Genomic DNA, 25071 nt, shown 5'->3' with positions numbered 1-25071 from the left:
CCCTACTGCGACTTCTTCGTCGCTGTCGGGGTGGGCGAGGTGGAAGCCGGCGGAGTTGACTTGTTCGTGGAGGGCTTCAAGCCGCTGATCCTCTTGATGCCGTCATCAATGCTTTCGACAGGGATGCCCTGCTGGATGTCGGCTTTGTCGGGGTCTGAAAGGGTGGATATCTGCAGGCCGGTCCCCTTGACTACTTTGAAGAGCTCAAGCGGCCCGACTTGTTGCTGGATGCCGCGATATATGACCACTTCGTCGCCCCTAGCTCCGACGAAGAACTGGTCCTGGGTCCATTGCCAGCCGACGTAGCCGCCGACGCCTACGACGACCGCGCCGACGGCGAGCACGGTGACCAGCACAGGCCACACCCGGCGACGCTTCGGCGAACGGCGGGACGTCTGGACGCCCGGCTCGTCGAAGTCATCGTCGGTGATGGCCGGCTGGGGCGCGGTCACCGCGCTTACTCGCCCCGCCGGATTGCCCGAGGGGTGGGAGCGATTCATGCCCGCAGCGCCGACGACCGCGGCCTCCGCGGGCACCTGTTGCCCGTCGGTCAGCTCGATCACATCGGCGAGCACGCACGTGATGTTGTCGGGACCGCCGCCCCGGTTGGCCAGGTCGATCAGCTGGCGCACGACCTCTTCCGGGTCGTCGATGTTCGTCAGCGTGGCGTGCAGCGTCTCCGCGCTCACCATACCGGACAACCCGTCGGAGCAGAGCAGGTAGCGGTCGCCGATCTGCGCCTCGCGCAGCGTGAGGTCGGGATCGACCTCGCCGCTGCCGTCGAGCGCCCTGAGCAGGATCGACCGCTGAGGATGCGTCGCCGCCTCCTCGGGGGTGATCCGGCCGTCGTCGACCAGTTGCTGCACCAGCGTGTGATCGTGGGTGATCTGGTAAAGCTCCCCGCGCCTGAGCAGGTAGGCGCGCGAGTCGCCGACGTGCACCAGGGCGACCTGGGTGCCGTTCCAGAGCATGGCGGTCAGGGTGGTGCCCATCCCCTTGAGGCTCGGATCCCTGCCCACCATCTCGTGCAGCTTGCGGTTGGCGTCGCGTACCGCCGCCTCGATGGCGTTGAGCAGGTCACCCCCCTGCTGGGCCTCTTCGAGTGAGGCCATTGCGGCGATGGCGACAGAGCTCGCCACCTCGCCGTGTGCGTGCCCGCCCATACCGTCCGCGACGGCGAGCAGGCGGCCGCTAGCGTACGCCGAGTCCTCGTTTCCTTCGCGGAGGAGGCCGACGTCCGAGCGGGCGGCGTAGCGGAGTGCGATGGTCATTTGCGCAATTCAATGACTGTCTTGCCGACGCGGATCGGAACACCGAGCGGCACCGGGGTCGGACGGGTGACTTTTGAGCGGTCGAGATACGTGCCGTTGGTCGAACCGAGATCTTCCACGATCCACTGACCGTCCTGAGGGAAGAGCCGGGCATGCCGGCTGGAAGCGTAGTCGTCGCTGACTACCAGCGTGGCGTCGTTGGCCCGGCCGATGGTGATGGGCGTCTCCGTGAGGTTAATGGTGGTGCCTTGCAGGGGGCCACCCGTCACAACCAGTTGGCGTGGCTCGCCCTTCTTGGGCTTTGGCTTTGCCACGGGTTTGGCGGGTTTGGTGCCCTTGCGTGGCCCCGCGGGAGCAGTGCGTGACCCGAACAAGTCAGTCCGGATCACGCCGACTGCGGCAATGACGAAAAACCACAGCACCGCCAGGAAGGCGAGCCGGATCAGCAGCAGCGTGAGCTCGGACATGGACCGTTTGTCTACCCCTAATCGCGCCGGAACACCAGGGTCGTGCGTCCCAACGTCACTCGCGTGCCGTTCTGGAGCTCGATCCTGCGTACCGGCTGGCCATTGACGAAAGTGCCGTTCGTGGATCCCAGGTCGACGAGGGCCACCTGCTGGCCCTCGACGCGTAGCTCCGCGTGGTGACGGGAGACGCCGGGATCGACGAGACGGAGATCGCAGTCGGTGCCCCTGCCCAGCAAGGTCACCGGCGTGGTGAGCTCGTAGGAACGGTCGCCCTGGGGGTCGTCCTGCGTGGAGACGAGCAGGCGGGGCCTGCCGTTGAAGGCGTTCGGCCGCGAGGGCGGCAGGTCGCTGGCCGGCTGGCGGATCTCGTCCTGTTCGACCGTGGCGCCGCGGATGACGCCCGACCTGATGCGGAACAGTCCGACCGCGAGGTCGTTGGCCGTCTCGAAACGCACCCGGACCGGTCCCACAAAGGAGTAGCCCTGCTCTTTGGCGTACTCCCTGGCGAGGTTGGCCAGCTCGTGGCTGATGCTGTCGGCGTAGACCTCAAGCCGTTCGCTGTCCGTGGTGGACAGCTCAACCACGAAGTCGTTGGGCACGAGTGTCCGACCCTGGGCGACGATCGCCGCGCGCTCGTCCATCTCACGCTGAACCGCGCTGGCGACCTCGACCGGCTGAAGGTCAGACTTGAACGCCCGCGCAAAGGCCCCCTCAACCAAGCCTTCGAGCCGTCGCTCGAAGCGCTGAAGGACTCCCACCGGGTACCTCCCTTCCTCCGTGCATATGATCGCGGCCGCCAAGAAGCTGCTGCTCCTGGGCTTCCGCACGTTCCACGCGACCGTGAGCCAGGCGCTCGTCGGCAGTCGCGCCCAGCTCATCCGCTCCCGTGTCTTATGCGATCGTATCCGGGTTCAGTACCAGCGGCAGTTCCGTGCTACTGTTTCTCCGCACCCAACAAGGGCGGGTGGCGGAACGGCAGACGCGCACGGTTCAGGTCCGTGTGTCCGAAAGGACGTGAGGGTTCAAATCCCTCCTCGCCCACGAGCAGGCGGAGGTTTGTGGTCGCAACTCCTGGCGGAGTTGCTCCCGCAGGCCTCCTCGTTGTTTACCCCGGGGGATAACCCCCGGACCCCCAGCCGGGCTTTCGCCCGGGTGGCCTTGATTGGCCGGGCTTTTGCCCGCGTTAGGTGGGCGGCGGTCATCTTGATTCCCGGTTTGTGCTTTCGCCCCCGGTCATCGTGATTGCCAGGTCCTTCCTGTTTCCCGGGGTGTTGTTCCCGGGCTCTGATGCTTTGGCCTTGCTGGTGGCAGACCCACAGTGACGAAACGAGCCCTGGTTCGCAAGAGCCGGGGCTCTTCTTTTTTGCCATGCGCGCAGCGAGCGCCCGCGTCCGGAGAACCTAGACGCGGGCGCTTGCAACTCGCTTTCTAACCGCTTTCGCGGGTTTCGCCATGAGCGGACAAGATTTGACCTATCAGGCGGCGATCGCCCGCATGTCGAGGAGTTCGCCCAGAAGGTCGGTCAGGCTCACCAGGCCGATGACGCTGCCGTCCGCGCTGGTCACGAGGCCCAGGTGGGCCCGTGCCTCCTGGAGGGCCGTGACCGCCTCGGGAACCTGCGTGACGCAGGCCAGCCGGGGCAGTGGCCGCGCCAGGACGCCCGCGGTCGCCTCCTTGTGGAGCAGCGCGTCCCGGGCGTGCAGGACGCCCTGGACGTTGACGTCCGAGCCCACCAGGAGCCTCAGGTGTCCGGTTCTGGCCGCGACCTCCTTGATCTGACCCGCCGTCGCCTCCGGCGGTACGCAGACGGCCTCGGCGATGGGGACCATCAGGCGTTCGATGCCCTCGGCCTGCAGGCGCAGGGCCCGGGTCAGCAGGTCGTGCTCCTCGCGGTCCAGCAGGCCCATCCTGGCCGACTCGCCCACCAGCATGGCGAGCTGGCGCGGCGTCCTGGTCGTGGCCAGCTCGTCGCGGGCCTCGACGCCGAACAGGCGCAGGATGAGATTGCTCACTCCGTTCAGCGACCACAGCAGCGGCTTCATCAGCGACGTGAACGCCCTGAACGGCACCGTCAGCAGCAACGCCGCCCGCTCCGGGTGCGTCAGCGCCCAGGACTTCGGCGCCATCTCGCCGATGACCATGTGCAGGAACGTGACCAGGGCCAGCGCGATCGTCAGCGCGATCGGCATCCGCAGCGACTCCGGTACGCCGATCGCGGCGAAGACCGGCTCCAGGAAGTGCTCGATGGCCGGTTCCGTCACCTGGCCGAGGCCCAGCGTGCACAGCGTGATGCCGAGCTGGGCGCCGGCCAGCATGAGCGACAGCTGCCTGCTGCCGCCCACGGCGGACTTGGCGGCGAACCTGACCATGCGGTTGCCGCCGGTCGCCACCTCTTCCAGGCGGTGGCGCCTGGCGGAGACGAAGGCGAACTCGGCCGCGACGAACAAGGCGTTGAAGGCCAGCAGCGCGAGGCTTATGATGATCATGGTCATCGGGCGGCCCTCGCGTGGTGCTGTACCGGCGCCAGCCGTACCCACTCGGGGACTCTGCGGCTGAGCGACAGAACCGTGAGTTCGGCGAGGTGTTCATCGGGGTCTTCGGAGAACGGGTCGGTCTCCGGCGTGCACTCGACCGTCACCGCGTCGCCGGGCTCGGCCATGCGGCCGAGCCGGGCCAGCACGAGCCCGGCCAGCGTGTCGTAGTCGTCGCTCTCCGGCAGGGCGATGCCCGTCGCGCGCTCGACCTCGTCGAGGCGGAAGGAAGCGGGCACCTCCCAGGTGCCGTCGGGGTGCTCGGTGGCGCCTTCTGGCTCGGGGTCGTTCTCGTCGACGAGCTCGCCGACCAGCTCCTCCGCCAGGTCCTCGACCGCGACGACGCCGGCCAGCCCGCCGTACTCGTCGATGACGCAGGCGATGTCGTCCTTGGCCTGGCGCATACGCTCCAGCACCAGCGGCAGGGGAAGGGAGTCCGGCACCAGGAGCGCGGGGCGGGTGATCTCGGCGATCACGCCGTCCTCCCGGCCGGAGGCCAGCAGCTCGCGTACCCCGGTGACACCGGCGACGTCACCGTCGGCGCCCAGAACGGGGTAGCGGGAGTGGCCGTGCTCCCTGATCGCGTCGACGAGGTCGGACAGCGGCCGGTCGGACCGGAGCACGACGACGCGCGGGCGCGGCACCATGATCTCCTCGGCGTTGCGGTCGCCGAACTCCAGCGCGCGCTCCAGCAGCTCCGACAGGCGCGGGGGCAACTCGCCCGCCTGGGTGGACTCGGCGATGATCCGCGAGAGCTCCTCGGGGGTCGCGCCGTGCTCCACCTCCTCGACCGGCTCGACGCCCACCTTGCGCAGCAGGCCCGTCGCGGCGGAGTCGAACAGCCGCACGAGGGGGCCGACCACGGCCAGGTAGACAAGCGTGGAACGGGCGAGGAACTTGGCGACGGCCTCGGGCCTGGCGATGCCGAGGTTCTTGGGGGCCAGCTCGCCGAGGACCATCTGCACGACCGTGGCGACGAACACGCCAGCGGTGACGGAAAGGCCGGTGATCACGGCGGGCGGCAGGCCCTGGTCGGTCAGCCAGGGCCGCACCAGCGTCGCGATGGCCGGCTCCGCGAGGAAGCCGACGAGCAGCGCGGTGACGGTGATGCCCAGCTGGGCGCCCGACAGCATGAAGGAGAGCCGGGAGGTCACCTGGAGAGCCTTCTCGGCGGACTTGTCGCCGGCCGCGGCCTGCTCGCGCAGGATTCCCCGGTCAGCGGCGACGAAAGCGAACTCCTGCGCGACGAAGTAACCGGTCGCGACGGTGAGGAGGAGGAGGGCCAGCAGGCCCAGATAGGCGCTCACCGCAGTGAGCCGCCTTCAGCGGAACCCGTGCTCGTGCACGGGCAGCTACTCCATGGGTCCGAAGCGGACACAATCTTCCCTTCGATAGAGGTCGTCCATAAACCGTAACGACGCTGGTGGCATCAGATGTTTCCGGAGTGACCCAGAGTGTGTTCCGCGTACTTTTCCGTGGGAAATCCTTGGCGGGACGCATCCACTGGTGGGGGGCTCGACGTAGCGTTATGGCAACCGATGGGAGAGGGAAGACGTGGCAGAGGAAGATCGCACGCGCCCGCTGCGCTCGCCGGGCGAGGGTCGCCCGTTGCCGAGCCGGCCTGATGACGGCATGCGGTCGGCCGGAGCTCCGGCGCAGCAGTTCCCGCCATCGCCGGCCGAGCCGCCGCGCTCTGCCGGGCGAGTCTACGGCCGCGAGCGCCCCGGCAACAGCCCGGTGAAGCCGCTGAAGGGACGCGGCGGCGGCGGGGGCGAGGTGCCGCCCACGGCCGTCCATCAGGGCGGTGGCGGACCGTTCAACCGTCCACCGGCCAAGCCGCCCCGCACCGGGCGGCGCCGCCCCATCGGCAAGATCATCGCGCTGAGCGTGGCGGGCCTGCTGGTGTTGCTGCTGGTGGCGGCCATCGGCATGTTCTTCTGGGTCAATTCCCGGCTCACCGGCATTCCGGGCGTACTCGACGACTACGAGGGCCGTCCCGCCGACACCCCCGGCACCAACTGGCTGCTGGTCGGCTCCGACAGCCGCAAGGGCCTGTCCGCCGCCCAGCGCAAGAAGCTCGCCACCGGCCGCGCCGCCGGGCAGCGCACCGACTCCATGATGCTGCTGCACGTCCCCGAGGGCAGCGACAAGGCGACGCTGGTGAGCCTGCCGCGCGACTCGGCGGTCACCATCCCCGGCAAGGGCCGCAACAAGCTCAACGCCGCCTACACCATCGGCGGGCCGAAGCTGCTCGTCAGAACCCTCGAGAACGTCACCGGCCTGCGCATCGACAACTACATGGAGATCGGCTTCGCCGGGTTCGTGGACATCGTGGACGCCATCGGCGGTGTCGAGATCAACGTGCGGGCCGACATCAACGACCCCAAGGCCGGGCTCAACCTCAAGAAGGGCAAGCAGGAGCTGACCGGCGGCGAGGCGCTCGGCTACGTCCGCACCCGCAAGGGCGGCGCGCTGCCGGACTTCGAGCGGACCAAGAGGCAGCGGCAGTTCCTGGGCGCGGTGGTGAAGAAGGCCGCGAGCCCCGGGGTGCTGATCAACCCGTTCACCTCGATCCCGCTGGCGGCCAGCGCGACGGACGCGGTCGTGGTGGACGGCTCGACGGGGGCGTTCGACATGTTGTCGCTGGGGCTGGCGATGGGCGACAGCCCGGTGACCACGGTGGTGCCGTTCGGCGGCAACGAGATCGCCGGCGGCGGCACGGCCGTCAAGTGGGACACCCAGAAGGCGCTGGCCCTCTTCAACGCCCTCAAGGCCGACAAGCCCGTCCCCAAGGACATCCTCGACGCCAACTGACCGTACTTCTCTCTAAAGGGCGCGCTTATCCGTTACGGCTCCGCCGCCCCCACCCCACCCGCCGTAGCCCCTGGCCCTCCGTCCAGGGACACGGCAGGCAGGGCGCGCGGGCGGCCCGCCGCAACGACCGCACCGTGGGCACGCGGCTCGGCAGGACACCCTGCCCTGATTGGGGCTTCCGGATCCCGGTGGGTCTCCTGGCGCATGAGGTCTGGGCGGGTGGGTTGGGTCAGGTTGTTGTGGTGGCGGTTATCGCGGCCGTGGTGGCCGTGATCAAGATGACCGAGTTGATGGCGGCGATGGTCTTGGCCACCGCGTCGCCCGCCCACTGTCCCTCGGCGATCTCCTTGACCCGCTTCCTGTCGGCCCCCGGGAAAGCCTTGCGGTCCACGTTGGCGGCGTGCAGGACCGCGATCAGGACGGCGGTGCGCGCGTCGGGTTCGGCGCCGCCCAGCACGGCGGCGACCCGGGCGCGGATCTCGGCCTCGACCCGTCCGTCCACCTCGGGCCAGCGGGACGTGGGGAACAGGCCGAGCACCTTGGCCCGCTCCTCGCTCAGGACTTCGGCGGCGGCCAGCCGTTCCAGAAGACGCTTGCGGAGTTTGCCGGAGTACAGCTTCTGCACCCACCACACCGGGCGGCGGGCCTTGCCGTCCTCGGCCATGCGGGCGAGGACGGCGTCGAGTTCGGGGTCGCCGAGCGGGGCGGCGTTCTTGACGGACACCTTCTTGTCCGAGAGTTCCAGCCGGTCGTTGATCGCCAGCTCGGCGAGGATGGCGCCGCCCAGCGCGGTGTCCAGCTGGGTGCCGGGGATGAGCTGCTTGCCCTCTTCTTCGCTGTGGGCGAGAAGGAGGACTTCTTCGGCGATCGTCACGTTCATACCTTGACCCTAGCGCCGTGTTTTCCACAGCCTGTGGACCATAATCTGGATGCATGCCCGAACTTCCAGAAGTGGCGTCGCTCACCGATTTCCTGCGTGAGCGGGCTGTGGGCCGGACGATCCTGGCCGTCGACGTGGTCGCCTTCCAGGCGCTCAAGACTTTCGATCCGCCTGTCAGCGCGCTCGGCGGGCTCACCGTGACCGGCGTGGCGCGGCACGGCAAGTTCCTCGACCTCGACTGTGACGGTCTGCACCTGATCATCCATCTGGCGCGCGCCGGGTGGCTGCGCTGGAAGGACGACCTCTCGGGCGCGAAGCCGGTCCGTCCGGGCAAGGGCCCGCTGGCGGTCCGGGTACGGCTGGCGCCCGACGACGAGGGCCTGGCCCCCGGGTTCGAGCTGACGGAGGCGGGCACGCAGAAGCGCCTGGCCGTCTATGTCACGAAAAATCCGGATGAAGTGCCGGGTATCGCTTCGCTCGGCCCCGACCCGCTGGCCGACACCTTCACCGTGGACGTGCTGAAGGGGATCGTGGGTGGCAACCGTACCCAGATCAAAGGTCTTCTGCGCGACCAGAAGGTGATCGCGGGCATCGGCAACGCCTACTCCGACGAGGTGCTGCACGCGGCCAAGATGTCCCCGTTCAAGATCGCGGCCTCGCTGACCGACGCGCAGGTGGCCGATCTGCACGAGGCGATCGTCGCCACGCTGCGCGAGGCGGTCGAGCGGGCGCACGGGGTGGCGGCCAAGGACCTGAAGGCGGAGAAGAAGTCGGGCCTGCGCGTGCACAACCGGGCCGGGCAGCCCTGCGACGTGTGCGGCGACACCATCAGGGAGGTCTCGTTCGCCGACTCCTCGCTGCAGTACTGCCCGACCTGCCAGACGGGCGGCAAGCCGCTCGCCGACCGCCGTCTGTCGCGCCTGCTCAAGTAGCCCGGTGGGCGGCGAACTGGAAGCAGCCGTACTCGACCGCCCGAACGTGCACCAACGCCACCTCGGGATCGGAGAACACCTCCTTGAGCGCCACCTCGGGGTCGGCGCCCTCGGGCAGGAGACGGCCGCCGTGGATGCGCCCGTCGGCGGTGTAGGCACGCAGGACCCGCTGGGCGGTGTGGGCGGCGGGCCAAGCGGTCGTGCCGGGTCCCTCGCACGGCTCGGCGTGGACGAAAATGGGCCCCAGCTCGTCATAGGGCCCGGGGTCGGCGCCGGTCTCGGCGGCCCAGCGGCGCAGCGGCGCGTACGACACCAGGGCGATCCGCTCGCCCGCCGCCGCCTTGCGCAGGCAGCACCGCAGCGGCGCGCCGCCCTCCTCGTCGATGCTGAAGCGGGGCGCCCGGCCCGCGTCGTCCGCCCGGAGCAGCTCGCGCACGATCACCGGGTCGATGGCGCTGATCTCGTATCCCATGCTCCGATGCTCTCCCGGCCGCCCTCCCGATGCTGGCGGCGGTCGGACCTGGCATTCGGGGGTCAGGCCACGAACGGCTCCTGGCCGCTCTCGCTCACCATCGGCCGCATGGCCGCCTCCCACGACTGCATGCCGCCGCCCACGTTGACCGCCTCGCGGCCGACATGGTTGAGCCAGGCCGCCGCGTGCGCCGAACGACCGCCCACCCGGCACACCACGTACACGGGCTGCCCGGCGGGCACCTCGTCGAGACGGGACTGCAGCTCGCCCATGGGGATGTGCACGGCGTCGGGCGCGTGCCCCGCCACCCACTCGCCCTGCTCACGCACGTCCAGCAGGTACGCGCCCGCGGGCACGTCCTTGGCCTCGATCTCGGGAACCGTCATGTACCCATTCTCCCAGGCCTCAGGACCGCCCGGTGTCTTGCCACCTGCCGGGCGAATGGCATAATCCGCCTGAAACTTACATAAGCGCGGGAGCTCGGGCACGGCCGGGCTGAGAGGGCAATCCCCACGCATTGCCGACCGCATGAACCTGACCGGGTAATGCCGGCGTAGGGAGCGTTCACGATGACGCGTGTCGTCGATGGATCACACCACTCTGATGACCCCCACCACTCGGAGGTGGCCCTGACCCTGGACGGGGCCACGCCGAAAACCCTCGGCGTGCTCGACCAGGGCGCGCTGTGGGCCAACCTCGCGGTCAGCCTGCTGGGCTTCTCCGGCGCGCTGCTGCTGCTCAACCCCCTCGGCGACGCGCCGCTGAGCCTGGCGGCGGCGCTCACCGCCACCGCGGTCGGCAGCCTGATCGGCACCGCCATGGTGGGCCTGTCGGCCATCCCCGGCACCCAGACGGGCAAACCGGCGATGGTCCTGCTGCGCGGGCTGTTCGGCGCCAAGCTGTCCTACATCCCGACCGTGCTCAACATCGTCCAGATGATCGGCTGGGGCGCGTTCGAGCTCTGGGTCATCTCCAACGGCGCGATGGCCATCTTCGGTACGGCGGTGCCGTACGCCGTCTGGGTGCTGGTCGCCGGAGCGATCACCACGGCGCTGACGATCTGGCCGCTGGGCGCGATCAGGCTGCTGCGCAGGTACGTCACGATCGGCGTGATCATCGCGATGGTCTGGTTCGCCGTGGACTTCCTGGGCAAGGCGCCGCCCCAGACCGGTGGCGACTGGACCGCGTTCGCCCCGGCCGTCGACTACGTGATCGCGCTGTCGATCTCGTGGGTGCCGCTGGCCGCCGACTTCGCGCGGCACTCGCGCTCCAGCAGGGCCGCCTTCACCGGCGTCGTGGGCGGCTACACGCTGGCCCAGATCGCCTGCCTGGGCCTGGGCGTCTACGCGGTCGCGCTGGCCGGGGCCTCGGCGGTCGCGGCCGACTCCACCGCGGTGTTCGCGCCGTTCGTGGCGGCGCCGCTGGGCGCGCTGTTCTTCGCCATCCTGGTGCTGCGCGAGACCGACCAGTCGTTCGCGAACGTGTACTCCACGACCGTCTCCCTGCAGAACCTCATGCCGAGGGTGGACCGGCGGATCTTCTCCACCGCCATCGGCGTGCTGACGGTCGCGATCGCGCTGGCCGTCGACGTCACCTCCTACGGCGCCTTCCTCGGGGTGATCGGCGCGGTCTTCGTGCCGATGTTCGCGGTGCTCGCGGTCGACTACTTCCTGCTGGGCGGCGGCACCCGGTGGAACACCGCGGAGAACGCGCCGGCCCGCTGGTCGATGCTGATCCCGTGGGCGCTGGGCTTCGCCGCCTACTGGGTGACCACGAGCACGCCGACGGTCGCGGCATGGGACGCGATCTGGCTGCCGTTGCGCGATGCCGTACGCCAGCCGTGGATGAACGGCGCGCTCGGCGGCGCCATCGTGGCGGCGCTGGTGACGCTGCTGATCGGACTGCTCAGCCGGTCGCGCGGGCGGGCGGCGGTGAAGTGAGTCAGCGGCTCTCGACGGTCAGGAGGTGGCGCTTGGCGGCGGCGCCTCCGGCGTAGTCGCCGAGTTCGCCGTCGGCCTGCACGATCCGGTGACACGGGACGATCACGCAGACGGGATTCTGGGCGAGCGCGTTCCCGACCGCACGCAGCGCGCGCGGCCGGCCGATGCGCTCGGCGATCTCGCCGTAGGTCGTGGTCGTCCCGTACGGCACCGCCATCATCTTCTGCAGAACCGTTTTGGCGAACGGCGTGGCGAGGGTGAGGTCCACCGGCGTGGTGAACGTGCGCAGGCGCCCGGAGAAGAACGCGTCGAGCTCGCGGCGCACCGGGTCGAGCCGGGCGGCGTCGGGCCCGATGAAGGAGCCGAACTGCTTGGCGACCCGCTCGAACACCGCGTTCTCTTCGTCGAAACTGCAGGTCACGACCCCGCGCGCGGTCACGGCGAGGACGAGCCTGCCGACCGCGCCGTCGTAGCGGCCGAAGGCGACGTCGGGCGGGTCCTCGCTGCGGTAGGTCGAAGAGGTCACGCGGAGCAGGGCATCGAGGTCACCGCTCGACATACCCTCACCCACTTCGCCACCTGGGAACCCGTGACCGCAGCGTATCGGACGGATCGCCCGACGGAAGCACCCAGCCACGGGCAGTATGGAGATGTGGGAGACATGCGGGCAGGTAGTGACGACGACCTCGCCGCCGTCGTGCTCGCCAGTTCCCCCAACGCGATCATCGCTCTCGACCGGGATCAGACGGTGCTCCACTGGAATCCCGCAGCCGAACGGTTGTTCGGCTGGACCGCCGCGGAGATCGTCGGGCGCCGGGCCCCGATCGTGCCGGCCGAGCTGACCGCCGAGCACAACGCGGTGCTCGAACGCGTGCGCACCGGCGGCCAGGTCTCGCTGCACACCAAACGTTTCCGCCGCGACGGGAGCCTGCTGGACGTGCGGATCGACACCAGCGCGCTGCTCCAGGGCAGCTCCGTCGCCGGCTACGTCTGTGTGCACCACCTGACGCAGGAGGACGAGGGCGCCAGGTTGCGCGTGGCGCGCCGCGAGCGGCTGGTGCGCCGGCTCAACGACGTCGTCGGCGACATCAACTCGGAGCTGGAGCTGCCCGCCGTACTCGACCGCATCGCCGCCAGCCTCACCGAGCTGACCGGCGCGGACGCCGGCGGCTTCGTGCTGATCGAGGGGGAACGGCTGCGCCTGGTGAGCGTGCACCAGCTGCCGGACTCGCTCAAGGACACCACGGCCGACATGCGCAACAGCCTGGTCGGCAAGCTCTTACGCACCGGCAAGACCGTGCTGCTCGAGTCGCATGGGCTCGGTGACCTGGTCTGGGCGCGGCTGCCCGGACTGCACACGATCGCGCTCGGGGTGGCGGCGATCGGGGGCCGGCCGTACGGGGCGCTCTACGCGTTGTTCGCCGACCACAAGCCGGGGCACGTCGAGCTTGAGCTCTTGGAGCTGCTCGCCGGGCACGCGGGCATCGCGGTCGGCAACGCGATGGCCTACCAGGACGCGGTGCGCCAGCGGGCGCACGAGCGCGCGGTGTTCGACGCCAGCGCCGACGGCATCGCGGTCCTCGACGAGGAGGGCCGGGTCCTGCAGTGGAACCCGGCGGCGGCCGAGATGACCGCCTTCAGCGCCGAGGCGGTACTGGGCGGGCCGCCGCCGTTCCCGCTGCCGCAGCCGGGGGAGAAGCTGACGTTCCAGATGGAGACCGGGCGCTGGCTCGACGTGCTGAGCGCGCGGATCGAGGAGACCGGGGAGATCGTCGTCGACTTCCGCGACGTGACCACGGCCAAGGAGCTCGAAGAGGCCAAGGATCTGTTCCTGGCGACCACGAGCCACGAGCTGCGTACCCCGATCACGATCGTGGGCGGCTTCGCCAGCACGCTCGACGCGCGCTGGGACAAGCTCAGCGACGCCGAGCGGCGCTCGGCGGTGCACACGATCGCCGAGCGGGCCAGGTCGCTCGGGCAGCTCATCGACCATCTGCTGCTCGGCTCGCGGGCGGGGGCGGAGGAGCTGTCGGTGCGGATGGAGACGTTCGATCTGGCCGAGCGGGTGCGGGCGGCGACGCTGGGGCTGCCGGTGCTGTCGGATCGGCACAGCGTCGAGGTGGTGGTGCCCGATCGGCTGCCGTTCGTGCGGGGCGACGCGCTGGCCACCGACATCATCCTGGGGCAGTTGCTGGAGAACGCCTTCAAGTACTCGCCCCGGGGCGGTCTCATCTCGGTCGAGGCGTGGCCGGAGGACGATCGGGTGATCGTGGTGGTGGACGACGAGGGCGTCGGCATCGCCGCCCAGGACCGCGAGCGCATCTTCGAGAGGTTCGTGCAGGTCGACAGCGGCGACCGGCGCAGGTTCGGCGGCGTGGGGCTCGGGCTCTACATCGTGCGGAGCCTGGCCAGGGCCCAGGGCGGCGAGGTGAGCGCGCATCCCCGGCCGGGCGGGGGCACCCGCATCAGGCTGGCGCTGGGTCGTGCTCCTGATATCCGATCCGACACACCGATGCGGTAACGAGGTGGTCACGGATGCGCTGATCTATCGTCCAATGTGTACAAGCTGTGATCGAGATGCGGTTTCTGGGACTGGGTAACGGGGCATTTCGGTCGTACCGGGGAGTGTTCCCTCGGGGGGAACTGGGAGCGGGGAGGTGCGCGTGTCGAGCGTGGTGCTGTTGCCTTACGCACCGTCCAGCGTCGCCGTCGCCCGCCAGCGTCTGAGCACTGATCTGCAGGCGAGCGGCGTTTTCGAGAACGCCGTCGACGACGCTGTCCTGGTCGTGAGCGAGCTGCTGAGCAACGCTCTGAGGCACGCCCATCCGCTGCCTTCCGGCATGGTCAGGGTGGCCTGGTTGTGGAGCGATGATCACATCGAAGTCGCGGTGAGCGACGGCGGAGCGGCCACCGAGCCGCGCGCGGGCCGCCCCACGCTCTCGTCGCTCGGTGGCCGTGGCCTGGGCATCGTCGAATACGTCGCGGAGAGCTGGGGCGTTCGGCACGACGGCGACACCACAACGGTGTGGGCGATCCTGCCCGCGCCGAACGGCGTGGCGAACGGGCAGGTGGCCGCGCTCAGAGAGGCCGGGTAGCCAGCACGGCCCGTTCCCCCGCCGTCCACGCGGTGGAGACGAGCAGGTACAGCCCGGCCGCCAGCGGCAGCACGAGCGCGAACAGCGCCGAGGCGAACGGTAGCGCCTTGATCCACGCCGGACCGTCCATCTTGCGGGCGGTCAGCCACGCCACGAGAGCGATCAGAAAGATCAGGACTGCGAAGACCAAAAATGGCCAACTGATCAGTCCGTAATTCGCGACCAGCGCGGCGACCTGGTGCCCCAGGGGCGCGCCGAAAAGGGTGTGCCCGGCCAGCGCGGTCGGATGCGTGGCGACCTGATACACCACCCACAGGAACGGCGCCTGCGCCAGGCTCGGCCCGATCCCCGCCAGCGGCGACGTGCCCTCCTTGGCGTAGAGCGCGGTCATCTCCTTGCTCAGCCGCTCGGGGTTGCGGGAGTGGCGCTTCTGCAGCTCCTTCAGCTTGGGCGCCAGCCGTTCGCGGAGTTTGGCGGCCTTGGCCTGCTTGACGCCGAGTGGCAGCAGCAGCACGCGTACCGCGATGGTGAACAGCACGATGCCGAGCGCGGCGTTGCCGCCGGCCGTGCCGATGACGAACGTGACCAGAGAGTCGATCATGAGCCCTTCCTCGGGGGGAATGAGGGCTCGCCCGGTTACGAGCCCCGCCTAACGTGAAGCGGGGCTCGGTGACGGGGCTCTCGGTCTGGCCCGGCCGGCGGCGTCGGGATCGCGCTGCCGTACGAACGCGATCCGGCGCGCGTAGCGCAGCGGAAAGCTCGGCGCGGCGCCGTCACGCGCGGGCAGCAGCCTGGCGGCCCACGCGGCCAGCAGCAGGATGCCGACGCTCGCCAGCGTGGCCAGCGCCACCAGCCAGGCGGGATCGAACAGGAGGGTCACCGCGAGGGCGACCCGCTGATCACCCTGACCGCGATGAACACGACCAGAGCGATGACACCGATGATCAGAGCCACCTTGAACAGCACGGCGACCATCGGGAGGACGAAGTTGAACAGCACGAAGGCAGCGGCGAGCGTGCCAAGCACCAGCGCGACAATGCGACCCATGTGACCAAGGTACGTCCTTCGGCGTCCTTACGGCTCGGTGACGTCCATATCGGTTGTGTACCGCGGGGCCGTACCGTGAAGAGGTGAACACCCGCATCCTGGTGGTCGACGACGACCCCACGGTGGCCGAGGTCGTCGCCCGATACCTGGAGCGCGACGGTCACCAGGTCGAATGCGTCGGCGACGGGGCCGAGGCGCTGCGCCGGGCCCTTGCCAGGCCGCCCGACCTCATGGTCCTGGACTTGATGCTGCCCAAAGTCGACGGGCTCCAGGTCTGCAGGAAACTCAGGGAGCGCTGGCCGGTCCCGGTGATCATGCTGACCGCGCTCGGCGAGGAGATCGACCGGGTGGTCGGCCTGGAGACCGGCGCCGACGACTACGTGACCAAACCGTTCAGCCCGCGCGAACTGGCCCTGCGCGTACGCTCCGTGCTGCGCCGCGCCCGCGGCGCGACCGGCACCGCCGGGACCGGCGTCCTGCGCGACGCCGACCTCGCCGTGGACGTCGGCGCCCATGAGGTACGGCTCGGCGACGCCGAGATCATGCTGACCGCCCGCGAGTTCGACCTGCTCGCCTACCTCATGCGTAACCCTCGACAGGCCTTCAGTCGCGCCCAGCTCCTCGACCAGGTGTGGGGCTGGTCGTTCGGCGACTCCTCCACGGTGACCGTGCACGTACGGCGGCTGCGCGAGAAGATCGAACCCGACCCGACGGCGCCCCAGCGGATCGTCACCGTCTGGGGCGTGGGATACCGGTACGAACCCTTGCCATGACCGCCCTGTCCATCATCGTCGCCGCCGCGCTCGGCCTGCTGGTGGCCGCGGCCGGAATCGGCGTGCTGCGCTGGCGGCGCGCCCGCTCGATCGGCGCCATGCTGGCGGTCGTCGTGGTCGCGGCCGTGGCGGCGACGCTGGCCGGCGTGGCGGCGATCACCGTCGACATGGTCATCGAGGGCCGGGCCAGGGACGTGGTGCTCGCGGTCGTCGGCGTGGGGGCGCTGGTGGGGCTCGGCGTGGCGTACGTGGTGGCCCGGCGGGTCGTACGGGAGAGCAGGCGGCTGGTCGAGGCCGTGCGCTCGGCGCCGTTCGTCGCGCCGCAGGGCCTGCCGTCGGAGTTGCAGACGATCGCCAACACGCTGGAGGAGGCGTACGCGCGCGAGCAGGCCCTGGAAGGCGCACGGCGCGAACTCGTCGCCTGGGTCAGCCACGACCTGCGTACCCCGCTGGCCGGGATGCGCGCCATGGCCGAGGCGCTGGAGGACGGCGTCGTCACTGACCTGCGCTACGTCACCCGGATCCGGCACGAGGTCGAACGGCTGTCGGTGATGGTGGACGACCTGTTCGAGCTGTCCAGGATCCATGCCGGGGCGCTGCGGCTGAGCCGTAGCCGGATCGGGCTGGCCGACCTGGTGGCCGACACGCTGGCCGGAGTCGAGGCCGTGGCGGCGGCCAAGGGGGTACGGCTGGCGGCGGAGGCCGCGCCCGCGCCGGTGGAGGCCGACGCCGGGGCGTTGGGACGGGCCCTGGCCAACCTGGTCGTCAACGCCATCCGCCACACGCCATCGGACGGGACCGTCACGCTCAGCTCGGGCGTGTCGGACGGCATCGCCTACCTGGCCGTCTCCGACGCGTGCGGCGGAATCCCGGCGGCGGACCTCGCCCGGGTCTTCGACGTGGCCTTCCGCGGCGAGGCCGCCCGGACTCCTTCGTCGGATGGCGGGGCGGGTTTGGGGCTGGCCATCGCCCAGGGCATCGTGGAGGCGCACGACGGGATGATCGACGTGGTCAACGAGGGGGCCGGCTGCCGCTTCGAAATCCGCCTGCCTTTGGCGCCCGCCTGACAGGCACGGTCCTCGCGGATGGCGCGCTTCGCGCTCGGGCTCCCCTCAGTGGGGGGCCGAGCCCCCACGACCCCCCGGCCGGGGGCCCGCCCCCGGACCCCGGGCGGCCGGCCGGGCACGGCACGGAAACCCGGTCTTCGAAAACCTCGATCAGGGTCAAGCAGCCCTTCCGAACCCGGGGTTGTCTCGGACCGCAGGTGCGCAAATGTAACCGCGTGCCAGTTACATTTGCTCGCTCCCCGGTTACATTTGGCGCTCGCTCAACCCGAAGCCCCGTACGCACAACCTGCGCGCCGGCGCCGCGCGCGAGGACGCACGTCAGCGTCGGGTGGGCTCAGCCTTCTGGCCACTAGCCGGTCAGCGATGTACCGCGCAGATATCCTGGCGATACGGTCGATCTTTGACTGCTTTTAACAGCGGCTCCCATAGCACGTAGTCGGGGTTCACATGCCGTTCCAGGACGATGGCCGCGACCCGCTCGGCTCCGAATTTGGCTTCTTGTCTCATGCAACCAGTGGTTGCGTGTTGGCGGGCCAACCGCTAAGGTGACGTGCAACCAAAAGTTGCACGTAGCGAAGTGGGGACGAGCATGGAGTACGGGAGTATCGAGCGGGAGATTCACGTCGAGGCCTCGCCCGAGGTGGTCTACGAGGTCGTCAGCCGCCCGGAGCACATCTCGCAGTGGTGGAGCGACGACGCCTCCATCGAACCCACCCCAGGCGCCGTCGGCGAGCTCGTCTGGGGTGATCGGGTGGACGTCGTCCCGTTCACCGTGGTCAGCGCCGAACCGCCGCGGCTGTTCTCGTTCCGCTGGTGTCATCCCGGCGGCAAGGTCGACGACTCCGTCGGTTCGCTGCTGGTCACCTTCGAGCTCACCCCGTCCGGCGACGGTACGCGGATCCGGCTCACCGAGTCCGGGTTCCGGGAGATGGGCTGGGAGGCGGCCAAGCTGGAGGAGGTCTACAGCGATCACGTCGTCGGGTGGGACACCTTCGTGCCCCGGCTCGGGGAGTACATCGCGCGGCTGGTGTCGGCTCCGTGAGTGCCGCCGTCGACGACGAGCTGTGGTCCGCGGTCGGTGACCCGACCCGTCGGCGGATCCTCGACCTGCTTCTGGCGGACGGCAACGGCACCGCCACCAGCCTCAGCGAGCGGCTGCCCGTGACCCGGCAGGCCATCGCGAAACATCTCGGCGTGCTCGACCGCGTCGGTCTGGTGCACGCGGCGCCGTACGGGAGGGAGAGGCGGTACCAGGTGGACGAGGCGCAACTCGCGCGCGCGGTCGCCCAGTTGTCCGCCGTGGGCGCGGCGTGGGACGCCAGGCTGCAGCGCATCAAGCGGATCGCCGAGGCGATTCAGCGCAACAGAGACGAACAGTGAGAGGAGCTCGACATGGTGGACATCCTTCACCGAGTGGGCATCAAGGCACCGGCCTCCGAGGTGTACGCGGCCCTGACCACCACCGGCGGACTCGCGGGCTGGTGGACGACCGACACCAAGGACGTCGGCGACGACGTGATCGCGTTCCGGTTCGGGGCCGGTGGGTTCGACATGAAGGTTCTCGAACTCCAGCCGGACAAGCGTGTGCTGTGGGAGGTCGTCGAGGGGCCCGAGGAGTGGATCGGCACGCACGTGGTCTGGGACCTCGACCGGGCCGACGACCAGACCATCATCCTGTTCAAACATGAGGGCTGGGCGGAGCCGGTGGAGTTCATGCACCACTGCAGCACCAAGTGGGCGCTTTTCCTGATGAGCCTCAAGTCCCTGGTCGAAACCGGGACAGGCGCCCCGGATCCGCACGACGTCAAGATAGACAACTGGAACTGACGCTCAACCGAGGACGAACGGGAGCTTCGCCGCCAGATCGCCCAGCTCCGCCCGTTCCGCTTCGGTGGGGGCACGCCGTCCGGTACCGACCAGCAGCGCGTCCGTGTCGGAGAACGACTCCGGGAACGCGGCCCCGGCGATCTTCTCCAGCATCTCGCGAGACCGGGCCAGCCCCTCCGCGGGCGGCCCGGCCACCTCGGGCAGGTACGCGATCAGGTCGAGATGGTGCAGCGTCCACTCGATGACGTACGCCGACAGGTAGTCACCCGCCGTGAGCACGATGTCCTTGGTGCCGACCCAAGCCCCCGGATCAGCCAGTACGGCGGCGCGCCCGGCGGCCGAGCCGACGTCGTCAAGGTGGAACTTGAGCATCCAAGGCTCCCCGTAGGCGGCCGCCAGCCGCACGGTCAGCGCGTCGAGCGGATCGTCGCCGGTCGGGGGCGTGCCGGTGACCTCCCAGTAGGTCACCGCGTCGCGGGTCGGCTCCGTCTCGGCCGGGGTCACGAGAGTGATCAGGACATCCTGGGCGTCAATGACGAGATGGCAGGCCAGGTCCCGTACCAGCCAGCCGGAACAGCCCGACGGCTTCGCGAAGTCCTCGTCGGGGAGTTCGGCGACCGCCGTACGCAATGCCGTCCAAGAACGTGAGAAGAGGTCCACCTCGGCAGACTATGGCGCGATCCTGCACCGCGCACGGCCGAACCGTTCCTAAGATCGTCAGATGACCGCCATGCCGACCACGACCGACTACGCCTGGGCCGACAGTGGCACCCTCGACGACCCTTACTGCCTGACACTCGTACGCGGGCTCACGCCCGAGGAGTTCATGGCACGGGTGCACGCGGAGACCCGCCCCCGGCCCATGCGCCTGGACGCGGACTTCCACGACGTCAGCTACGACCTGCGAAGCGCCGGTGAGGCCCTCTTCATCGGCGCCGCGGCCGTACCCGGCGAGAACTGGACGCTCGCCTACGAGAGCAACGGCCACCTCGGCATCACCGCGGAGGCGATGATCCCGGTGTCGATCGGCACCCGGGTCGTCTCCCACTACGAGGGCGGAAACGGCCGCTACCGGTTCTTCTGGGCCGAGGACGGCGACGTCCGCCTCGACTTCGACCCGTTGTACGCCAACGACCGGCGCGGCAGCACCCCGGACGCCCTGCTCGACGACATGGTCGAGATCGGCTACGACCTGCGCGACGACGCCTCGGTGGAGGACATCGACTTCACCTTCCCGCTCATCGCCGCCTCCTTCGCCCTGGCCGAACGCCTCACCGGCATCCGCGTCACCCCCGAACTCCTGGCCGACCGCACCTTCCTCTGCGGCCAGGCCCGCGTGCCCTTCCCCCAGGATCGTTAGCCGTCGCGTGCACCGGCATGGCACGTGGTTACATTCGCGCGCCTGGCCCGCATGAAGACAGCCCCGGGCGTGGAAGGAGCGCTTGACCCTGGTTGATCGCGCGAAGCGCGCCATCCGCGAGGAGCATGCCCTTAGGCGGGCGAAGGCACGCGAGGCGTACCGAATGATTCGGACATTGCCCGAAATGTGGGGCAGGGCCAGCGCCACATGCAGCTCCGGCACCGCAGGATCGGATGGGCCGTGTCGCTCGTGATCCCCCCGGCGTCACGAGGCTGGTGCAGGTCGAGCAGGCGCAGGCCGAGCTCGGCGAAGGTCAGCAGGGTGTCTCTGGCGTCGCCGAGGAAGTCGAGGTCCTCGCCGGCCAGCCTGGTGCGGACGGGGACGTACCCGTCGTTGTTGAGCAGCCCCCGCAGGCGCCCTGCTTCGTCGTGCCACGAGGTGGCCTTCTCGGTGCGGATGTGGATGGCCTCCAGCTGTTCGCGCAGGCGCTGGCGCTGGGGATCTTCGGAATGCTCTGTGGTCATGTGTACGCTCGGGCCCCTGGCTTCCGTGATGCGATGGTATTGACCAGGAGGGCCCGTGCAACCCCCCTTTCCGGCACTTGCCGGTGTCACAGTGTCAAGCTTCGCGTACTCTCCGTTTTCATGGAGCCCAAACGCGGGACAAAAACCTGGCGTTCCACTATCGGCGTGAGAACGTGACCAGACGCCTCCACCCCGCTAGCCTGCCCATGTGGAGCTCAAGGTCTCGACTCGATCACATGCCGGCCATGCACTAGTTGCGATCGCCGGTGAAATCGACCTCTATACGGCGCCCCGCCTGCAGCAGGAGTTCACTCGCCTCCTGCAGGACGGGCCCAATCGCGTGGTCATCGACATGTCCCTGGTGGAGTTCTGTGACTCCACGGGGATGAACGTGCTGCTGTCAGCACTCAAACGCATGAAGGAGCAGGGGGGTGAGCTCGACGTGGCCGCCCCACGCCCCGCGGTGCGCAAGATCCTTCAGGTCACGGGACTCGATTCGGTGTTCACCGTGCACGATGAGGTGCCCGAGGAGTTCCTGATCTCCGAGGGGTCATGACGCCGGACACGGCGGTCGTCATCCCGGCCAAGAACGAGGCCGACCGCATCGGCGCGACCGTACGGGCGGCCCTGGAACTGCCCGGGGTCGATCTCGTCGTGGTCGTCGACGACGGCTCGCTCGACCAGACCGGCCGGGTGGCGCGGGCGGCGGGCGCCAGGGTGGTGCGCCACAGCCGCAACCGCGGCAAGGCCGCCGCCATGGAGACGGGCTCGGAAGCGGTCCGTCTGCTCGACGGCGACACGCCGCGGCACCTGCTGTTCCTGGACGCCGATCTGGGCGAGTCCGCGCGTACGGCGGCCGCCCTGATCGAGCCGGTACGCGCCGGCAAGGCGGACATGTCGATCGCGGTCTTCGCCACCCGGGTACGGCTCGGCGGCCACGGCATCGTCGTCCGCCTGTCCCGCGACGGCATCCGGCGGGCCACCGGCGGGTTCGAGGCGACGCAGCCGCTCAACGGCCAGCGCTGCCTGACCAGGGCGGCGTTCGAGGCGGCCAGGCCGTTGGCCCACGGCTTCGGCGTGGAGACGGGGCTGACGATCGACCTGGTGCGCAAGGGCTACCGGGTGGCCGAGGTCGAGGTCGAGATGGCTCACCGGGCCACGGGCAACGACTGGCGCGCCCAGTTGCACCGCGCGAAGCAGTTGCGGGACGTGGCGCTGGCGCTGGCGGTCAGGGAGCCGGCGGTCCGCGGCGCGCTCGGCAAGCGGCCCGCCCGTTAACGCGGTTCCGGCCCTCAATTGAGGGCGTTGCGGACGTGTCTCGGCGGTTTCGGCCGCCAGGACGGTCCGTTACGGCTGCTTGCGCAGGAGCTCGACCAGGGAGGCGATGCTCTGGTCGGCGCGTCCTTCCGCGACCGCCCGCCTGAGCAGGTCGTGCATGGGCTCGTGCCAGGTGACGTCCAGGTTGCCCTCCCGGCCGATCTCGTGGTCGTGCGAGATGCCCTCGTGGAAGAGGCCGAGCGCCGACTCGGGGTCGGCGTAGTCGCCCTTGTCCACGGCCTCGGCCAGGGACGGCAGCAACTGGATGATCATTTCCAGCCACTTCGTCTCGTAGCGCACCAGCGAGCTCGCCTCCAGCCCGCGTGAGGTGACCAGCGCCGCGCCTTGGAGGAAGGCGACGATGGTCGGCAGCAGCGTGCCGCCCACGGCCAGCTCGTACAACCCGGCCAGATCCGGCTCCTCACCCAGATGCACGGTGTCGCCGCCCAAGACCCGCAACGTCGGCGCATAGCGGTCGAAGACCGCCCGGTCGCCGCTGTAGTAGAGCAAGGTGTCCGGCAACCCGACCGCCGAGGGCACGTTCTTGATCGCGCCCGCCAGGAAGTCCACGCCGTGCCCCGCCGCCCACGCCGCGGTCTCGCGCGCGCCCGCCGGGGTTCCGGTGTTCAGGGTGACCAAGGTACGGCCGGACAGCTTGCCCGCCGCGGGTTCCAGCGCCTCCCGGGCGGCCTCGAAGGTGGTCAGGATCGCGATGACCAGCTCGCTCGCCGCCACGGCCTCTTCGATGCTCGCCGCCCGCACCGCCCCTTCCGGTGTCGGCCTTCCGGCGGAGCGGTTCCACACGGTCGTCGGGTGCCCCGCGGCGACATATGCCTTGGCCAGGGCGGTGCCGATGGCGCCCAGGCCGATGATCGTTACTGGTGTTCTCATGCTTGCCATGCTCGGGGCTAGCGAACATTTCATCAAGTACCTACTATTTTGTTCGTGAAGAAGGCGCGCTACACCTGCGGTCTCGACGCCGCCATGGACGTGATGGGCGGCAAGTGGAAGGTGCTGATCCTGTGGGGCCTGTACGACGGCCCGCGCAGGTTCGGCGAGGTCAGGCGGGAGGTGCCCGGGATCAGCGAACGCATCCTCACCCTGCAACTGCGGGAGATGGAGAAGGCGGGCCTGGTGCTCCGTGAGGACTATCACCAGATCCCGCCCAAGGTCGAGTACTCGCTGACCGAGTTCGGCTCCTCCCTGCTCGCCGCGCTCATCCCGCTCGGGGACTGGGGGGAGGAGCACATGGCCCGCATCGAGGCCATCCCCCGCGACTAGCCGGTGAACGTCACCCTCTGGCGGCGGGCGCGGACCGTGTGGAAGATCCGGGTTCCGGCCACGGCCAGGGCGGTCAGCGCGGCCGTGGCCGTCCAGACGAACAGGGCGGGCCAGACGTAGGAGATCTGGGCGAGGGTGCCGGAGCGGTTCATCAGCAGGGCGAAGAGCTCGGCCAGGCCGGCGAACAGCGCCACCGGCAGCGCGTACGGCGCCAGCCGTACCACCAGACGCCAGGTCGCGCGCCCGGAACGGCGGCGAGCCCAGGTGCGGGCGCGGTAGACGCCCAGGGCGCCCAGGGCCAGCGTGAGCAGGGTCATTCCGGCCAGGATCGGGTCGGCGGAACTGGTGAAGGGGGCGAGCCGCTGGTCGGGGCGGCCTTCGGTGAGGTCGATCAGGCCGTCGGCGATGATCGCGGCGTCGTCGCCCGAGATCATGCCGGTGTTGGTGACCACGGCGATGCCGTACCCGCTGCCGGGCAGGAGGATCTGCGCGGAGTTGTGGGTGAGCAGCCAGCCGGTGTGCTTGAGCATGGGCGCGCCGCCGGGGGTGCGGCCGGTGTTCCAGCCCATGGCGTACGTGCTCTCGCCGACGCCGGAGCCCTGGTGGGTGGCCTTGATCGCGGGCCGGTCGCCGTTCTGGGCGATGAGCCACCTGGCCATGTCGTCGGCGGTGGAGACCACGCCGTAGCTGCCGTTGATGAACCATTCGGGGTGCGAGCGCGGCACGGTCCTGCCGTAGGCGCGGACGTAGCCCTTGGCGGCGCCGGGCAGTTCGAGGGTGGTGTCGACCGTCTTGGTGGCGTTCATGCCGAGAGGGCGGAAGACGTCGGCGGCCATGTGCTCGGCGAAGGGCCGCTTCGCGACGACCTCGACCAGGCGGCCCAGCAGCGAGTAGTTGGGGTTGTGGTAGTACATCCTGGCGCCCGGCTCCGCGCTCAGCCCGGCGGTGCGCAGCATGGCCACCGAGTCCTTCAGCGTCGCGGGGGCGTCGAGCGTGAGCTCGGGGAAGCTGCGGTCGGACATGCCGGAGGTCTGGTGGAGCAGCTGCCTGACGGTGATCTTCGCAGCGCGCGGGTCGGCCATCGTGAACTCCGGCAGGTACTGCCTGACCGGGGCGTCGAGCTTCACCTTGCCCTCCTCGGCCAGCTTGGTGACCGCCAGGGCGGTGAACGACTTGGAGACCGAGGCCAGCGGCATCGGGCTGTCCTTCGTGATCGCGTCGCCGTCGGCGGTGTGGCCGTAGCCGGCGGTGAGGACCACCTTGTCGCCCTTGGTGACGGCGACCATGGCCCCGGGCAGGCCGGTCCGCTCGACGTAGTCACGGACGTAGGAGTCGATGCCGAGGGTGTCGTCGGCGCTGGCCGTACCCATGGCGGAAAGGAGGAAAGCGCCGGTCAGGGCGGTGATCACCATCGGAGTTCGCATGAGGAAACCGTAGAAATCCCACCACTCCCGGCGGACCGCCCGATCGGCA

30 protein-coding genes, 1 tRNA gene and 1 riboswitch are annotated in these 25071 nt (G+C 69.7%); of the genes, 15 read left to right on the top strand and 16 right to left on the bottom strand.

Annotation, left to right across the window (positions count from 1 at the left end):
- Nucleotides 1–2: 2 nt before the first annotated feature.
- The 3 genes from ACFWY5_RS12840 to ACFWY5_RS12830 are packed head-to-tail and all read right to left on the bottom strand — an operon-like array spanning nucleotide 3 to nucleotide 2496.
- Nucleotides 3–1271, bottom strand: a complete 1269-nt coding sequence (locus ACFWY5_RS12840) for a Stp1/IreP family PP2C-type Ser/Thr phosphatase (protein WP_379631838.1) — start codon at nucleotides 1269–1271, stop codon at nucleotides 3–5.
- Nucleotides 1268–1738 (bottom strand): FHA domain-containing protein, encoded by a 471-nt coding sequence (locus ACFWY5_RS12835; protein ID WP_379615684.1) that lies wholly within the window; start codon nucleotides 1736–1738, stop codon nucleotides 1268–1270. The genes ACFWY5_RS12840 and ACFWY5_RS12835 overlap by 4 nt, the downstream gene beginning before the upstream one ends.
- A gap of 17 nt (nucleotides 1739–1755) precedes the next feature.
- Nucleotides 1756–2496, bottom strand: coding sequence for a DUF3662 and FHA domain-containing protein (locus ACFWY5_RS12830; protein ID WP_184959026.1), 741 nt, complete (start codon nucleotides 2494–2496; stop codon nucleotides 1756–1758).
- Nucleotides 2497–2696: 200 nt separating this feature from the next.
- Here ACFWY5_RS12830 and ACFWY5_RS12825 point away from each other — a divergent pair.
- Nucleotides 2697–2779: transfer RNA gene (locus ACFWY5_RS12825), tRNA-Leu, on the top strand.
- 434 nt (nucleotides 2780–3213) lie between these two features.
- On the opposite strand, the gene ACFWY5_RS12820 is transcribed toward ACFWY5_RS12825, so the two are convergent.
- Entirely contained in the window at nucleotides 3214–4230 is a 1017-nt protein-coding gene (locus ACFWY5_RS12820; protein ID WP_379615681.1) for a hemolysin family protein, read from the bottom strand.
- Complete coding sequence (locus ACFWY5_RS12815) at nucleotides 4227–5576, bottom strand: hemolysin family protein (protein WP_379615679.1); 1350 nt, start codon at nucleotides 5574–5576, stop codon at nucleotides 4227–4229. The genes ACFWY5_RS12820 and ACFWY5_RS12815 overlap by 4 nt, the downstream gene beginning before the upstream one ends.
- Nucleotides 5577–5823: 247 nt before the next feature.
- On the opposite strand from ACFWY5_RS12815, the gene ACFWY5_RS12810 reads away from it, so the two are divergent.
- Entirely contained in the window at nucleotides 5824–7083 is a 1260-nt protein-coding gene (locus ACFWY5_RS12810) for an LCP family protein (RefSeq protein ID WP_379615677.1), read from the top strand.
- Nucleotides 7084–7312: 229 nt separating this feature from the next.
- On the opposite strand, the gene ACFWY5_RS12805 is transcribed toward ACFWY5_RS12810, so the two are convergent.
- Nucleotides 7313–7963 carry a GPP34 family phosphoprotein gene (locus ACFWY5_RS12805; RefSeq protein WP_379615675.1) on the bottom strand — a complete coding sequence of 217 codons (651 nt, stop codon included), beginning with the start codon at nucleotides 7961–7963 and terminating at the stop codon, nucleotides 7313–7315.
- A 53-nt stretch (nucleotides 7964–8016) separates the two neighbouring features.
- On the opposite strand from ACFWY5_RS12805, the gene ACFWY5_RS12800 reads away from it, so the two are divergent.
- Nucleotides 8017–8895 carry an Fpg/Nei family DNA glycosylase gene (locus ACFWY5_RS12800; RefSeq protein WP_379615673.1) on the top strand — a complete coding sequence of 293 codons (879 nt, stop codon included), beginning with the start codon at nucleotides 8017–8019 and terminating at the stop codon, nucleotides 8893–8895.
- Here the strand turns inward: ACFWY5_RS12800 and ACFWY5_RS12795 are convergent.
- On the bottom strand, nucleotides 8888–9367 hold the full coding sequence (locus ACFWY5_RS12795) for a DUF1203 domain-containing protein (protein ID WP_379631836.1): 480 nt from the start codon (nucleotides 9365–9367) through the stop codon (nucleotides 8888–8890). The two genes, ACFWY5_RS12800 and ACFWY5_RS12795, sit on opposite strands and share 8 nt — an antisense overlap.
- 62 nt (nucleotides 9368–9429) lie before the next feature.
- Nucleotides 9430–9753 (bottom strand): rhodanese-like domain-containing protein, encoded by a 324-nt coding sequence (locus ACFWY5_RS12790; RefSeq protein ID WP_379631834.1) that lies wholly within the window; start codon nucleotides 9751–9753, stop codon nucleotides 9430–9432.
- 76 nt (nucleotides 9754–9829) lie between these two features.
- Nucleotides 9830–9944, top strand: a riboswitch (TPP riboswitch).
- Between ACFWY5_RS12790 and ACFWY5_RS12785 the strand changes: the two genes are divergently transcribed.
- Nucleotides 9937–11307 (top strand): purine-cytosine permease family protein, encoded by a 1371-nt coding sequence (locus tag ACFWY5_RS12785; RefSeq protein ID WP_379631832.1) that lies wholly within the window; start codon nucleotides 9937–9939, stop codon nucleotides 11305–11307. It overlaps the preceding riboswitch by 8 nt.
- Before the next feature lies 1 nt (nucleotide 11308).
- Here ACFWY5_RS12785 and ACFWY5_RS12780 read toward each other — a convergent pair whose 3' ends face one another.
- Nucleotides 11309–11866 (bottom strand): methylated-DNA--[protein]-cysteine S-methyltransferase, encoded by a 558-nt coding sequence (locus tag ACFWY5_RS12780; protein WP_379631830.1) that lies wholly within the window; start codon nucleotides 11864–11866, stop codon nucleotides 11309–11311.
- Nucleotides 11867–11968: 102 nt separating this feature from the next.
- On the opposite strand from ACFWY5_RS12780, the gene ACFWY5_RS12775 reads away from it, so the two are divergent.
- Both ACFWY5_RS12775 and ACFWY5_RS12770 read left to right on the top strand, forming a co-directional pair.
- The gene (locus ACFWY5_RS12775; protein ID WP_379615659.1) at nucleotides 11969–13828 is read left to right on the top strand and encodes a PAS domain S-box protein; all 1860 of its coding nucleotides are present in this window, start codon (nucleotides 11969–11971) and stop codon (nucleotides 13826–13828) included.
- A gap of 142 nt (nucleotides 13829–13970) precedes the next feature.
- Nucleotides 13971–14402, top strand: a complete 432-nt coding sequence (locus tag ACFWY5_RS12770; protein WP_312896209.1) for an ATP-binding protein — start codon at nucleotides 13971–13973, stop codon at nucleotides 14400–14402.
- On the opposite strand, the gene ACFWY5_RS12765 is transcribed toward ACFWY5_RS12770, so the two are convergent.
- Genes ACFWY5_RS12765 through ACFWY5_RS12755 form a run of 3 tightly spaced genes read right to left on the bottom strand, consistent with a single transcriptional unit; the run spans nucleotide 14386 to nucleotide 15449 of the window.
- Nucleotides 14386–15003, bottom strand: coding sequence for a YidC/Oxa1 family membrane protein insertase (locus ACFWY5_RS12765; RefSeq protein ID WP_379615656.1), 618 nt, complete (start codon nucleotides 15001–15003; stop codon nucleotides 14386–14388). The two genes, ACFWY5_RS12770 and ACFWY5_RS12765, sit on opposite strands and share 17 nt — an antisense overlap.
- A gap of 48 nt (nucleotides 15004–15051) precedes the next feature.
- Nucleotides 15052–15282 (bottom strand): DUF6412 domain-containing protein, encoded by a 231-nt coding sequence (locus tag ACFWY5_RS12760; protein WP_379615654.1) that lies wholly within the window; start codon nucleotides 15280–15282, stop codon nucleotides 15052–15054.
- On the bottom strand, nucleotides 15279–15449 hold the full coding sequence (locus tag ACFWY5_RS12755) for a hypothetical protein (protein WP_379615652.1): 171 nt from the start codon (nucleotides 15447–15449) through the stop codon (nucleotides 15279–15281). The genes ACFWY5_RS12760 and ACFWY5_RS12755 overlap by 4 nt, the downstream gene beginning before the upstream one ends.
- Nucleotides 15450–15532: 83 nt before the next feature.
- Between ACFWY5_RS12755 and ACFWY5_RS12750 the strand changes: the two genes are divergently transcribed.
- The 5 genes from ACFWY5_RS12750 (at nucleotide 15533) to ACFWY5_RS12730 (ending at nucleotide 19116) form a co-directional block, all read left to right on the top strand.
- Complete coding sequence (locus tag ACFWY5_RS12750) at nucleotides 15533–16222, top strand: response regulator transcription factor (protein ID WP_379615650.1); 690 nt, start codon at nucleotides 15533–15535, stop codon at nucleotides 16220–16222.
- Complete coding sequence (locus tag ACFWY5_RS12745; protein WP_379615647.1) at nucleotides 16219–17289, top strand: sensor histidine kinase; 1071 nt, start codon at nucleotides 16219–16221, stop codon at nucleotides 17287–17289. The genes ACFWY5_RS12750 and ACFWY5_RS12745 overlap by 4 nt, the downstream gene beginning before the upstream one ends.
- 589 nt (nucleotides 17290–17878) lie before the next feature.
- A complete protein-coding gene (locus ACFWY5_RS12740) occupies nucleotides 17879–18331 on the top strand; it encodes an SRPBCC family protein (RefSeq protein ID WP_379615645.1) in 453 nt (150 codons plus the stop codon).
- On the top strand, nucleotides 18328–18669 hold the full coding sequence (locus ACFWY5_RS12735; protein WP_379615643.1) for an ArsR/SmtB family transcription factor: 342 nt from the start codon (nucleotides 18328–18330) through the stop codon (nucleotides 18667–18669). Before ACFWY5_RS12740 ends, ACFWY5_RS12735 begins: the two co-directional genes overlap by 4 nt.
- A 12-nt stretch (nucleotides 18670–18681) precedes the next feature.
- Complete coding sequence (locus ACFWY5_RS12730; RefSeq protein WP_379615640.1) at nucleotides 18682–19116, top strand: SRPBCC domain-containing protein; 435 nt, start codon at nucleotides 18682–18684, stop codon at nucleotides 19114–19116.
- 3 nt (nucleotides 19117–19119) lie between these two features.
- Here the strand turns inward: ACFWY5_RS12730 and ACFWY5_RS12725 are convergent, their stop codons facing one another.
- Entirely contained in the window at nucleotides 19120–19776 is a 657-nt protein-coding gene (locus ACFWY5_RS12725) for a maleylpyruvate isomerase N-terminal domain-containing protein (protein WP_379615638.1), read from the bottom strand.
- 61 nt (nucleotides 19777–19837) lie between these two features.
- Here ACFWY5_RS12725 and ACFWY5_RS12720 point away from each other — a divergent pair, with 61 nt between their 5' ends.
- Nucleotides 19838–20476 carry a DUF6461 domain-containing protein gene (locus ACFWY5_RS12720; protein WP_379615636.1) on the top strand — a complete coding sequence of 213 codons (639 nt, stop codon included), beginning with the start codon at nucleotides 19838–19840 and terminating at the stop codon, nucleotides 20474–20476.
- 131 nt (nucleotides 20477–20607) lie between these two features.
- Here the strand turns inward: ACFWY5_RS12720 and ACFWY5_RS12715 are convergent, their stop codons facing one another.
- Entirely contained in the window at nucleotides 20608–21000 is a 393-nt protein-coding gene (locus ACFWY5_RS12715; RefSeq protein ID WP_379615634.1) for a hypothetical protein, read from the bottom strand.
- A 208-nt stretch (nucleotides 21001–21208) separates the two neighbouring features.
- Here ACFWY5_RS12715 and ACFWY5_RS12710 point away from each other — a divergent pair, with 208 nt between their 5' ends.
- The gene (locus ACFWY5_RS12710) at nucleotides 21209–21556 is read left to right on the top strand and encodes an STAS domain-containing protein (RefSeq protein WP_184959005.1); all 348 of its coding nucleotides are present in this window, start codon (nucleotides 21209–21211) and stop codon (nucleotides 21554–21556) included.
- Nucleotides 21553–22278, top strand: a complete 726-nt coding sequence (locus ACFWY5_RS12705; RefSeq protein WP_379615631.1) for a glycosyltransferase family 2 protein — start codon at nucleotides 21553–21555, stop codon at nucleotides 22276–22278. Before ACFWY5_RS12710 ends, ACFWY5_RS12705 begins: the two co-directional genes overlap by 4 nt.
- Nucleotides 22279–22347: 69 nt before the next feature.
- On the opposite strand, the gene ACFWY5_RS12700 is transcribed toward ACFWY5_RS12705, so the two are convergent.
- Nucleotides 22348–23208 carry an NAD(P)-dependent oxidoreductase gene (locus ACFWY5_RS12700; RefSeq protein ID WP_379615629.1) on the bottom strand — a complete coding sequence of 287 codons (861 nt, stop codon included), beginning with the start codon at nucleotides 23206–23208 and terminating at the stop codon, nucleotides 22348–22350.
- A 54-nt stretch (nucleotides 23209–23262) separates the two neighbouring features.
- Between ACFWY5_RS12700 and ACFWY5_RS12695 the strand changes: the two genes are divergently transcribed.
- Complete coding sequence (locus tag ACFWY5_RS12695; RefSeq protein WP_379615627.1) at nucleotides 23263–23598, top strand: winged helix-turn-helix transcriptional regulator; 336 nt, start codon at nucleotides 23263–23265, stop codon at nucleotides 23596–23598.
- Here ACFWY5_RS12695 and ACFWY5_RS12690 read toward each other — a convergent pair.
- Complete coding sequence (locus ACFWY5_RS12690; RefSeq protein ID WP_379631828.1) at nucleotides 23595–25022, bottom strand: serine hydrolase domain-containing protein; 1428 nt, start codon at nucleotides 25020–25022, stop codon at nucleotides 23595–23597. The genes ACFWY5_RS12695 and ACFWY5_RS12690 overlap by 4 nt on opposite strands.
- Between the last annotated feature and the right edge of the window lie 49 nt (nucleotides 25023–25071).

Origin of the sequence: Nonomuraea sp. NPDC059007, assembly GCF_042740555.1 — a bacterium.
Taxonomy (GTDB): Bacteria; Actinomycetota; Actinomycetes; order Streptosporangiales; family Streptosporangiaceae; genus Nonomuraea.
Note: the sequence above shows the minus strand (reverse complement) of the source record. Positions and strands in the feature narration are given on the sequence as shown.